Genomic DNA, 11,987 nt, shown 5'->3' with positions numbered 1-11,987 from the left:
TTTGTTAGAGAATTAAAGATGCAATATTCACTAGAGATTCAAAACGCAGTAAACGGTGCTCTATCCGAATTAAAGCAGCAACATGCAGCAGGAAAGCTTGCAGATACACCGATCACCAATACACATTTTCTTGCTCATTGGGTAACAAAAAGTATTAAAAGCCAATGTTTCAATTCTTGTGTAAAAGATGATTTACTCCGCTGGCAGAAAGCCAGTCGCAGTAAAGGCTCGGGCAGTGATTTATTAGGTATATTTGAACGTATTTCAGAGCTTTATCAACGCTTAGTCCCTATTGGTGAAGAACATGTGCCTATTCTAGATGTTCATATTGAAGCTTTTATGGATCATATGGAAAGTGTTGGATGGGAAGTGGTTAATGAATTTGAGTTGACAGAAAAGACGCAAGTTTTTGCTGATCAGCCAAACTCATTTGTACTATGTGCCAAGCAATGTGATGATTGCTTTGAGGGAAGTGACCTTGTTAAACCGATGAGCTTTTTTGTTCGTGGGAACCATACTGCATTTGTCTTAGAAGCATCGAACAATGGTTTTTTAGTGCATAAACAAACCGATTATAAATCGATTGTGAAATATCATGGTGAATATCGTATCTTTCCGAAAAATGAAGGTAATAAACTAGCGGAAATCCCATTTAAATTTAGTTAACCTAAATTCTGAATAAGAAGGTCTATTGCGTTGTTTTCATGGTTGAGATAAGCGTTTACGGATGTATTTTAATGGATGATGGAATGGTTGCGTTATTTGCAAAAGAAATACAAATCATTCGCTAAATGAATAATGCTAGCGTAAAAACCAAATTACTTTCTAGTCATGATCAATTAGTGTAAATTTCCAGTCTACGTTTCTGGGTAACGTGTGAGAGCTGAATGTTATATCTTAAAAACCTATGTAAAGGTTATGTCGACGGTGGTGTTTTTAGTCCGGTTTTACAAGGTGCTGAGTTATCATTAAAACGTGGTTCACAACTAGCTTTAATGGGGGAAAGTGGATCAGGGAAAAGCACACTATTGAATTTGATCGCAGGATTGGATGCTTGTGATTCCGGAGAAATTGTTTGTTCCGATTTTCCTATGCATAATGCACCGGAACGGCACCGAACAGCTTTTCGACGTAATCATATCGGATTGATTTTTCAGCAGTTTAATTTACTCACAACGTTAAATATTGCCGATAATATTCGTTTCTGCCGACAATTGAAGGGCTTGCCAGAAGATCCTAATCTGTGGCGACAGATTCTTTCCTCTCTTGATCTTATGCCTTTATTAGGCCGCTATCCTGAAGAAGTCTCTGGGGGGCAACAACAGCGCGCGGCTATTGCCCGAGCATTATATATGGAACCGTCATTGCTTCTAGCCGATGAACCCACAGGGAGCTTGGATGAAAAAAATGCTGAAGCCGTTATGCGTTTATTAACCAGTTTATCGAGCAAAATGGATTGTACGTTATTATTGGTTACTCATAGTGAAAGAGTCGCTAGCCATTTAGAAGGTTGTGTTCGTTTACAAGGGGGTGTGTTGAATGTTTTGGCCCGTAGTTAAAGCTCTACTTGGTCATTACCGTCGCCATCCGTTTCAAATTCTTTTGGTGTGGCTTGGCTTAACTTTGGGAATTTCCTTGTTTGTTGGTGTGCTGGCGATTAATTATCACGCCAAACAAAGTTATGCTCAAGGTGAAAAACTCTTTTCCAACCCATTGCCTTACCGAATTCAACCTAAGTTGACGAGTAATAAGATTCCTCAAGGGTTCTACGTACAGCTTCGTCGTAATGGTTTTAATCAATGTGTTCCATTTGATACCTACCGAGTGGTTGCTAAAGATGGTACCCAACTTAATATTGTTGGGTTTGACCCGATTGCAATGATGTCACTCCGTTCTGAAAAAAATGCAGATAGCGCCGATATGTTGGAACTAATGCGACCTCCTTATCCTGTTATGATCAGTGAACAACTATCAAGTTACTTAAATGTCGATGATGGGGATTATATTCCACTTGGTGCAGGTGAGCTCCTTGGCCCAATTAAAGTCGACGCTTCTGAAAGAATTACCGGTTCTCGACTTATTGCAGATATGTCTTTATTAAGAACGCTTAATCGTAGCTCTGGATTTGATATGGTCGCTTGTGCTGAAATGCCAGCGGATAAATTAGATAAATTACGAGCCTTTCTTCCTAATGGGATTTCTTTACATCGTAATACTCGCGTTGAACTTGGATCATTGACGAAAGCGTTCCATATGAATTTAACAGCAATGGGGATGCTTTCATTCTTAATTGGTTTGTTTATTTTTTATCAAGCAATGTCATTGTCGTTTACTCAAAGACAGCCATTAGTGGGCATTTTACGTCTGACAGGTGTTTCGGGGTGGCAATTAACGAAAGCACTATTAATTGAAATCTTTGGGTGGATTTTGGTTGGCTGGCTGAGTGGTACCGTATTAGGTTTAGCATTAGCAAACCGTTTAATGCCTTCGGTATCGGCGAGTTTAAGTGATTTGTATAACGCTGACGTAGGGCTTTCCATTGAGTGGCAATGGGAATGGAGTCAATACAGCTTATTAATGGCTATTTTGGGTTGTCTATTAGCCTGTTTTTGGCCATTAGTTCGTTTGGTGAAGTCTCAACCTATTCGCCTTGCTTCTCGTCTGTCATTAATACGTTTTGCAGGACGTGAGTTCACTTTACAAGCTTTGGTTGCTTGTGTTTGCATTGTGATTGCTGTGGCCTTGTATCAAGTACCAACTACGCAAGAACAAGGCTTTACGCTTATTGCTTTATTGTTAGTTAGTGTTGGTTTTATCATGCCTTACTTCTTATGGCGTTTATTCACTAGTTTTTCATTCACGATGCCTTGGGTAAAAGTCCGCTGGTTCTTTTCTGATATAGCTTCCAGTATGAGTTATCGAGGTATAGCTGCCATGGCGTTTATGTTAGCGCTAGCGACTAATATTGGTGTTGAAACGATGGTGGGGAGTTTTCGCCAAACGACCGATCAATGGCTTGTTCAACGATTATCCGCTGACTTGTACATTACTCCGACCGCGTCTTCAGCGGCAAGAATGGGGGAGTGGCTTCAATCACAAAATGAAGTGGATAGTGTTTGGTGGCGTTGGGAGAAATCATTACAGTCGGATAATGGCAGTATTCAGGTTGTAAGCTCTGGCGATTCAGATTCAGAGCGTCATGCATTAACCGTGAAGCTTGCTGTGCCGCAGTTTTGGTATAAGTTGCATAATGGTAAAGGGGTGATGATCAGTGAATCTATGTCGCTTAAGCAAAATTTACACCCTGGTGATCACATTATACTTCCTGAGCCTCTTGGTCATAATTGGCAAGTCCTTGGGGTTTATTACGATTATGGAAACCCGTATAACCAGGTGATCATTTCTCAGAAAAAATGGACACAATTATTCCGTGGAAGTGGGGATGTGGCGTTAGGGGTTTTATTAGGGCCAAATGAAAGCCCAGAAAATCTAATTCGTCGCATACAACAGCGTTTCAGTCTGTCTCAAAATCGTATTTACAATAATAATGCGATGCATACGCAAGCGATGATTGCGTTTGATCAAACGTTTAAAGTTGCCAATACTTTAGGGAAAATCACGTTATTTATTGCGGTGTTTGGTTTATTTGTGTCGACAGTGGCGGGTGAAGTTGCACGACAAAAGCAAGTTGCCTTATTACGTTGCTTAGGGATATCAGGTAAAGAATTAGTGATCCTTGGGGCTTTGCAGTTGCTAGTTATTGGATTGTTTACGGCGTTTATTGCTCTGCCTTTAGGCATTATATTGGCTCAACTTATGGTTGATGTTGTATTGAAAAACGCATTTGGTTGGACAATGCAAATTGAGCTTTTGCCTGAGCGTTATTTATTTACATTCGGATGGTCATTAATGGCTTTATTCGTTGCCGGTGCATGGCCCGTTTGGTTAATGGTTAAAACGACACCAATGAAGTTACTGAGGGATTCGCTTTGATTTCTAGGCTTAAGCATCCGGTGAAAAAATGGTTATTTCTAAGCCTATTTTTCCTCCTTATTTTAGGAGGTACTACTCAGCACTGGGAAAAGGATCTTGCTGCACAAGAGTTAGGCAATGGAACATTACCAGTAATCAAAGAAGGGGAAGGCAAGGCAGTCTATGAGCCAGTATTACCTGATATTACGATTAATGTTGGTAAAGATTTCAATGAACACCCCAATTACCATCATGAAGTTTGGCATTACAAGGCCAATGTAAAAGGGGATGATGGTCGGGAGTATGGCATACAGTGGACAATGTACCGAATTTCTAATGGCGATTACCAAGGCGTTGGTTGGAAAAACGCCCAAATTTATATCGCACAGGCAGTAGTATCGACGGAAGATCAATCATGGTCTCAGCAGCGGATTTCTCGTGGTGGAATCGGTCAAGCGGGCGTGTTAATGGATCCATTAAGAATGTGGATAGATGATTGGCTGTGGAAGTCGAATAACAATTTTTCTATGCCAAGCCAATTACAAGTGAAAGCCGATGACTTTTCGATTGATTTAACAAGTGCATCTTATGGGCCCTTTGTTCTCAATGGAGATAAAGGCTATAAGAAAACGCATGATTTACTCAGTACAGCTTCTTATTTTTTCAGCGCTCCTTTTCTTAAAACGAAAGGTGTGTTGATGTTAAATGGTAAAGAAGTCAACGTTCAAGGTCTGGCGTGGTTAGATAAAGAATGGGGAAATCATTTAATTGCATCGAATACGCTTCGATGGGATGCATTCTCTATTCATTTAAAAGATGGTCGGGCGCTAGCTTTAACACAATATCATCACCCTCAAAAAATACGTTACATTATTGGAACACTATCAAGTAAAGATGGTTCCGTCATTGATATTGACAATGACGACATCCATTTGTACCCATTAGAAACCTATCCACTTCTTAATGGGAAAATCTTGCCTTTAAGGTGGGTTATTGAGATACCTAAATATAAAATTAGCTTAATTACCCAATTTTATAATAAAGAAATGTGGTTACCCTATTGGGTTCCTTCTTGGGAAGGCCCCATATTGGTAACAGGAAGTCAAACTGGTGTAGGGTTCATACAACTAATGGGTTATTAAGTTATCAAATAATATAGAAATAAACCTATGCTGTTCAGTTTGTCTTTTTACTTTACATACATAGTATATGCTTATGTAATAAAGTATTGAACCCAAAAGTGTACACCACGGAAAAGCCGAGCTTTATACACTAAACAATCGATTTTTATACTTCAACTGACTTCGTTAACATCAGTCCATATTTTGTTAGCGCGTAAACGCTAAGTTAAGGAAAATGGTTATATGCGAGATACTTTAGTTAAATTTTTCAAAATGGAATCAGCCAGCGGTATCCTTCTTGTCATTGCGGCTGCAATTGCTATGTTTATTGCCAACTCATCATTCAATAATCTTTATCAGGATGCCTTACATTTCGATATTGCTGGCATGTCTGCTTCTCATTGGATTAATGATGGCCTTATGGCTGTATTTTTCTTATTGATTGGTTTAGAAGTTAAGCGGGAATTGTTAGTTGGGGCATTACGCTCCAAAGAAACGGCTTTATTTCCCGCGATTGCCGCCGTTGGTGGGATGCTTGCACCCGCTTTAGTATACTTAGTTTTTAATATGAATGATCCCGTTGCGGTGGGAGGTTGGGCTATTCCTGCTGCTACTGATATCGCCTTTGCTTTAGGAATTATGGCTCTACTTGGCAGCCGTGTACCAGTGAGCTTAAAAGTCTTCTTGCTAGCCCTTGCGATCATTGATGACTTAGGTGTCATTGTGATTATTGCTTTATTTTACTCAAGCGATTTATCAACGATTGCATTAGCAGTTGGCTTCATTGCGACAGCCACATTGTTCATTATGAATATGAAGAATGTGACGAAAATACATTGGTATTTAATTGTCGGCTTTATTTTGTGGGTTAGTGTTTTACAATCTGGTGTGCATGCTACTCTCGCGGGTGTACTGATTGGTTTTGCTATTCCGTTGGATGGAAATAAAGGGGCTAAATCACCATTGAAAACCCTTGAGCATGCTTTGCATCCATACGTTAATTTCTTAATTTTGCCTATTTTTGCTTTTGCAAATGCGGGTATTTCTTTAGAAGGTGTGTCATTAAGTGGTCTATCTTCAACGGTGCCAATGGGAATCGCGTTGGGCTTATTAATTGGTAAGCCGTTAGGAGTGTTTAGTTTTAGCTGGCTGTCGGTAAAGTGTGGAGTGGCTCAGCTACCTACAGGGGTTAACTTTAAGCATATATTTGCTGTCTCAGTGTTGTGCGGTATTGGTTTTACGATGTCGATATTTATCTCCTCTTTGGCATTCGTGGATGTTGATGCAGCGTTTGATACCTACTCTAGACTCGGTATCTTAATTGGTTCAACCACGGCGGCCATTTTGGGGTACATATTGTTGCATATGTTTTTACCAAAAGAAGCGAATGCTGAAACTGAAGCTTAGAAAAATATTGTTTTTTATAAGGCCACCTTCGGGTGGTCTTTTTGTTTCTGCTACTTGCGTTTCTTTTAAATTATCCGAATTTGAGATTAGTTGCCTATTAATCAGTGGGATCCGTTATTTATTGTGATGGGCCTTGCTTAAAGGATACAAATAACAGACAAAAAAAAGCCCAAATCAAAAGAGAAATGGGCATAAAACAATATAGGAGTTGTATATGAAAAAATTGCAGTTAGGTGTAGAAATTTTGGAGATACACAAGTGAGCTAATTGACGGCCTATAACTACACTTTTTTATCTTCTTGCTACGTATTATAGGACTGAGTTTTTTCAATTCAGTTCCCATCTTTTTAATAAAAATCTAAAATTTATTTTAATTCATTGATTTTTAAGCACTTTAAATTCCTGATATTTTTTAGGTTATCCATTTGTTGCAATTGTGATCACTACCACTTGTTTCAAGTTAATAACTCAAATAATATTCAAACAAGTGTTTAATACGAGCAATTGAAATGAGTTCTAAAAATACAACAAAAGCAAAGATTATGGATGTGGCAGAAGCTTTGTTCGCAGAACACGGCTTCAATGATACGTCACTACGCACCATAACAACGAAAGCCAATGTGAACTTAGCGTCTGTGAACTATCATTTTGGTGATAAGAAAACATTAGTTAGAGCGGTTTTAAACCGATATTTAGAAGCATTTATGCCTGAACTTGAAAAGTCTTTGATAAAGCTTAATAAACAAAGTAATTACCAGATGACCGAGGTGTTCAATACGCTAACACAGCCTCTATTATCTTTAGATAAAGTTCGTCCAAATGGTGCTAGTCGATTCATGCTATTAACGGGGCGGGGTTATACCGATGTTCAAGGACATCTTCGCTGGTTTATTACGACTCGTTATAGCAGTGTTTTGAATTTATTTACAGATTCTGTCAAAAAGGCAAACCCAGCTTTAGATGCAGAGACCTTATTTTGGCGTTTACACTTTACCTTGGGTACTTGTGTTTTCACTATGTCGTCGAGTAAGGCTTTGGCTGAAATCGCCTTTAATTCATACGGAAAAAAAGTAGATTCAGATGTTGTGATAAAACAACTTATCCCTTTCCTTGCGGCGGGTGTCGCAGCGGAAGCTTAGTATAAAATAATAATTAGAAAGTATAAATAACGCGAATATAAAAGGAATAGATTATGAGCTCTTTACGACAAAAATGGATTAGCGATCCAGCGTTTAAATGGTTTAAACAAGTTTTACCACCACTTTCAAGTACAGAGCGCGAAGCAATGGAAGCGGGAAGTGTATGGTGGGATGGCCAGCTTTTCTCTGGATCGCCGAATTGGCAAACCTTACATCACTATCCAAAACCACAGTTAACGACGGAAGAGCAATCATTCATTGATAACCAAGTGGTTACTCTACTTGAAATGTTAGACGACTATAAAACGGTCAATGAAGACCGTGATTTAACCCCAGAGGTATGGGAGTTCCTTCGTCGTGAAAAGTTCTTTGCATTAATTATTGGTAAAGAATACGGTGGTTTGAATTTTTCATCTCATGCTAACTCGACCATTGTGAGTAAAATTGCTACACGTAGTACGAGTGCAGCAGTTACGGTAATGGTACCTAACTCTTTAGGCCCAGGAGAGCTACTCTCGCACTATGGTACACAAGAACAGAAAAATTATTGGTTGCCCCGCTTATCCGACGGTACTGATATTCCATGTTTTGCATTGACAGGCCCAGAAGCTGGCTCTGATGCAGGTGGTATTCCTGATAAAGGTGTCGTTTGTAAGGGGATGCATAATGGTGAAGAGGTTCTAGGCATTCGTTTAAGCTGGAACAAACGTTATATTACACTTGCGCCAGTAGCAACCGTACTTGGACTCGCCTTTAAGCTAGACGATCCAGACCATTTATTGGGTGATAAGGAAAATCTTGGTATTACTTGTGCGTTAATTCCAGCTGATCATGAAGGTGTTGAAATTGGTGAGCGTCATGATCCGCTTGGACTCGCTTTCATGAATGGCCCAACTCGTGGTGAAGATATCTTCATTCCAATGGATTGGCTGATTGGTGGCGCAGATTATGCGGGTAAAGGTTGGCGAATGCTGGTGGAATGCTTATCAGCGGGTCGTGGCATTTCATTACCTGCATTAGGGACTGCAGTGGGACATTTAACCAGCCGTACTACCGGTGCCTATAGTTATGTTCGTAAGCAGTTTGGAATGTCTATTGGTAAGTTTGAAGGTGTTGCCGATTCTTTAGCTCGGATTGGTAGTATGACATATATGCTCGAGGCTGCTCGTACATTAACCACTACATCGCTTGATCTTGGTGAAAAACCGGGAATCATCACTGCCATTGCTAAATACCATATGACAGAAATGGCGCGTACTATTCTGAACGATTCAATGGATATTCATTCTGGTCGTGCAATTCAAACAGGCCCAATGAACTATTTGGCTAACCACTATTATGGTATTCCCGTTGCAATAACAGTGGAAGGTGCGAATATCTTAACGCGTAACCTGATGATTTTTGGTCAAGGTGCGACTCGTTGCCATCCATTTGTATTACCAGAAATGGAAGCAGCAGCGAATCCAGATGAGAAAGCTGGTGCAAAAGCTTTTGACGGTTTGTTGTTTAAACACATGAGTTATGCAATAAAAAATAGTTTAGGTGCATTTATTATGGCACTGACAGGCTCTCGTTTTGCAAAATCGCATACCTCTGGTCCAACGAAGCAATACTACCGAGATATGACTCGTTTAAGTAAAGCGTTGGCGGTGACAACGGACTTTGCCATGCTCACCTTGGGCGGTGAACTTAAACGCAAAGAAATGCTCTCTGCACGTTTAGGCGATACGCTTAGTTACTTATATTTAGGATCAGCCGTGCTAAAACGTTATGAAGATGAAGGTTGCCAGCAGGCGGATCTCGATTATGTTCATTATGCGATGAACCATTGTTTGAGCGAAGCCGCGCATGCGCTTTCAGAAGCGTATCGTAATCTTCCGAATCGTATTGCAGCGAATATTTTGAAAGTATTGGTTTTTCCATTAGGAAATCGTTTTAAAGCGCCATCTGATAAGCAAAAGTCTAAAGTAGCTGAAAGCTTAATGACTCCAGGTGCACATCGTGAACGTCTGACTCATCTTTGTTATATTGGTAAAGATGATGACGATAATGTTGGTTTGATTGAGCGTGCTTTTATTGCCATGTATGATATTCGTCACCTTGAACGTAAACTTATCAAAGCAATAAAAGACGGGAAACTTACAAAATCAGCGACGTTGCAAGAGCGTTTGGATTCAGCGCTTGAGCAGAAAATATTAACTGAAGACGAAGTGAAACAAATATTGACCGCTGATGAAATTCGTTATCGTTCAATCCAAGTTGATCATTTTAGCCATGATTTCAGTGAAATTCGGACTCATGGTCAAACAACAAAAGTAGGTAAAGCGTCAAAAAAGATTGATAGCGCTGCATAAATAAAGCGTGTAATCGTTGTAATAAAACGCCACAGATTGCTGTGGCGTTTTAGTTTATTTACGTTAAAGAGGTCTAACCACCACTCTGTATCTTAAAAAAAGAGAGAAATAAGATGCGAAACCTCTTATAAACTTTTATCCTACAGGGGTTTTTTAAAGGAAGCTGAATATGATCATCAAACCGAAAATCCGTGGATTTATCTGTACAACAACTCACCCGGTGGGTTGTGAAGCAAACGTAAAAGAACAAATTGCTTATACCAAAGCGCAAGGCCCAATTGCTAATGCACCAAAACGAGTATTAGTGGTTGGTTCTTCAAGTGGCTATGGCTTGTCATCTCGTATTGCAGCAGCATTTGGCGGCGGCGCATCAACCATTGGTGTGTTTTTTGAAAAGCCAGGCACAGAGAAAAAAACCGGCACAGCAGGTTGGTATAACTCAGCGGCTTTCGACAAGCTCGCTAAAGAAGAAGGCTTGTATTCTAAAAGCTTAAATGGTGATGCATTTTCAAATGAAGCCAAACAAAAAGCGATTGATTTAATCAAAGCCGATCTTGGTCAGATTGATATGGTGGTTTATTCACTAGCCTCACCTGTTCGTAAAATGCCGGAAACGGGTGAAGTCATTCGTTCAGCATTAAAGCCTATTGGTGAAACGTATACTGCAACGGCAGTGGACACCAATAAAGACATCATTATTGAAGCAAGTGTTGAACCTGCGACAGAGCAAGAAATTCAAGACACTATTACTGTTATGGGCGGTGAAGACTGGGAATTATGGATGTCAGCACTTTCTGAAGCAGATGTTTTAGCCGAAGGCTGTAAAACCGTTGCTTATAGCTATATCGGTACTGAATTAACCTGGCCGATATACTGGGATGGTGCGCTAGGTAAAGCGAAAATGGATCTAGACCGCGCGGCAGCTGCACTGAATGAGAAATTGTCTGAAATCAATGGTACAGCGAATGTTGCTGTTCTGAAAAGTGTGGTAACCCAGGCTAGTTCTGCTATTCCTGTTATGCCTCTTTATATCGCAATGGTATTTAAAAAAATGCGAGAAGAAGGGGTGCATGAAGGTTGTATGCAACAAATCTACCGCATGTTTACGCAACGTCTTTATAAAGAAGATGGTTCTGTTCCTGAAGTCGATGAGAAGAATCGTCTACGTTTGGATGATTGGGAACTGCGTGAAGATATTCAGCAACATTGTCGTAATCTATGGCCGCAAATTACCACTGAAAACTTGAAAGAGTTAACGGATTATGTTGAGTACAAAGAAGAATTTTTGAAACTGTTTGGCTTTGGTGTTGACGGTGTCGATTATGATGCTGATGTTAACCCAGAAGTAAACTTTGACGTTCAAGATATTTGATTCATGTAGTCAGATGATAAGTGATAAGTTTAAAAGGGCGCTCTTTGGAGCGTCTTTTTTTTGCTTGAGAATTGAGCACTTAGGGTTTATGTTTGAAGTATAAAGGTAGTGAGCGGAGTTGATAATATGGTAAAGGTTGGAACACTTTATTTTTATACTGGAAAAATGGGAGCAGGAAAGTCGACACACTCACTGAATCTTTCAAAAGAAAAAAATGCCGTTCATATTAGTGAGGATGAGTGGCTATCTGTATTGTACCCTGATCAAATTATAAATTTTGAAGACTACTTAATGTTTGCTTCAAGAATGAAACCTCTATTCTTCCAGCATATACAGAAAATTTTGACAACAGGAACCGATGTTGTGCTCGATTTTCCTGCCAACACTTATCAACAAAGAGAGTGGTTTAAGCAATTAATTGATAACGTTAAAGCGGAACACCAACTGATTTATATTGATGCTGATGATGAAGTTTGTTTAGAGCATATTAAGCATCGACGAATAGAACAACCTGAACGAGAAAAATTCGATAACGAAGCTATGTTTTATCATGTAAGTCAATATTTTGAAGCGCCTCAACCCCATGAAGGGTTTACTGTTTTAATCATACAGGTTAATTAAT

At 39.6% G+C, this 11,987-nt stretch carries 9 protein-coding genes; all 9 read left to right on the top strand.

Going from position 1 to position 11,987, the window contains the following annotated elements:
- Nucleotides 1–18 precede the first annotated feature (18 nt).
- The 9 genes from VCASEI_RS07575 (at nt 19) to VCASEI_RS07535 (ending at nt 11,986) form a co-directional block, all read left to right on the top strand.
- Nucleotides 19–666, top strand: a complete 648-nt coding sequence (locus tag VCASEI_RS07575) for a DUF2913 family protein (protein ID WP_089110217.1) — start codon at nt 19–21, stop codon at nt 664–666.
- 221 nt (nt 667–887) lie between these two features.
- Nucleotides 888–1,559, top strand: a complete 672-nt coding sequence (locus tag VCASEI_RS07570; protein ID WP_086963171.1) for an ABC transporter ATP-binding protein — start codon at nt 888–890, stop codon at nt 1,557–1,559.
- A complete protein-coding gene (locus VCASEI_RS07565) occupies nt 1,540–3,993 on the top strand; it encodes an ABC transporter permease (RefSeq protein ID WP_089110130.1) in 2,454 nt (817 codons plus the stop codon). Before VCASEI_RS07570 ends, VCASEI_RS07565 begins: the two co-directional genes overlap by 20 nt.
- Nucleotides 3,990–5,114 carry a lipocalin-like domain-containing protein gene (locus VCASEI_RS07560; RefSeq protein ID WP_086963175.1) on the top strand — a complete coding sequence of 375 codons (1,125 nt, stop codon included), beginning with the start codon at nt 3,990–3,992 and terminating at the stop codon, nt 5,112–5,114. The genes VCASEI_RS07565 and VCASEI_RS07560 overlap by 4 nt, the downstream gene beginning before the upstream one ends.
- Nucleotides 5,115–5,336: 222 nt before the next feature.
- Nucleotides 5,337–6,500, top strand: a complete 1,164-nt coding sequence (nhaA, locus tag VCASEI_RS07555) for a Na+/H+ antiporter NhaA (protein ID WP_086963176.1) — start codon at nt 5,337–5,339, stop codon at nt 6,498–6,500.
- Nucleotides 6,501–7,009: 509 nt separating this feature from the next.
- Entirely contained in the window at nt 7,010–7,639 is a 630-nt protein-coding gene (locus VCASEI_RS07550; protein ID WP_086963178.1) for a TetR/AcrR family transcriptional regulator, read from the top strand.
- Nucleotides 7,640–7,692: 53 nt separating this feature from the next.
- The gene (locus tag VCASEI_RS07545) at nt 7,693–9,993 is read left to right on the top strand and encodes an acyl-CoA dehydrogenase (RefSeq protein WP_086963180.1); all 2,301 of its coding nucleotides are present in this window, start codon (nt 7,693–7,695) and stop codon (nt 9,991–9,993) included.
- Nucleotides 9,994–10,162: 169 nt separating this feature from the next.
- Nucleotides 10,163–11,365, top strand: a complete 1,203-nt coding sequence (gene fabV, locus VCASEI_RS07540) for an enoyl-ACP reductase FabV (protein WP_089110129.1) — start codon at nt 10,163–10,165, stop codon at nt 11,363–11,365.
- 108 nt (nt 11,366–11,473) lie between these two features.
- On the top strand, nt 11,474–11,986 hold the full coding sequence (locus VCASEI_RS07535; protein ID WP_238321372.1) for an AAA family ATPase: 513 nt from the start codon (nt 11,474–11,476) through the stop codon (nt 11,984–11,986).
- Nucleotide 11,987 lies beyond the last annotated feature (1 nt).

This window comes from Vibrio casei (genome assembly GCF_002218025.2).
Classification (GTDB): domain Bacteria; phylum Pseudomonadota; class Gammaproteobacteria; order Enterobacterales; family Vibrionaceae; genus Vibrio; species Vibrio casei.
This window is presented reverse-complemented; position numbering and strand designations above follow the sequence as displayed.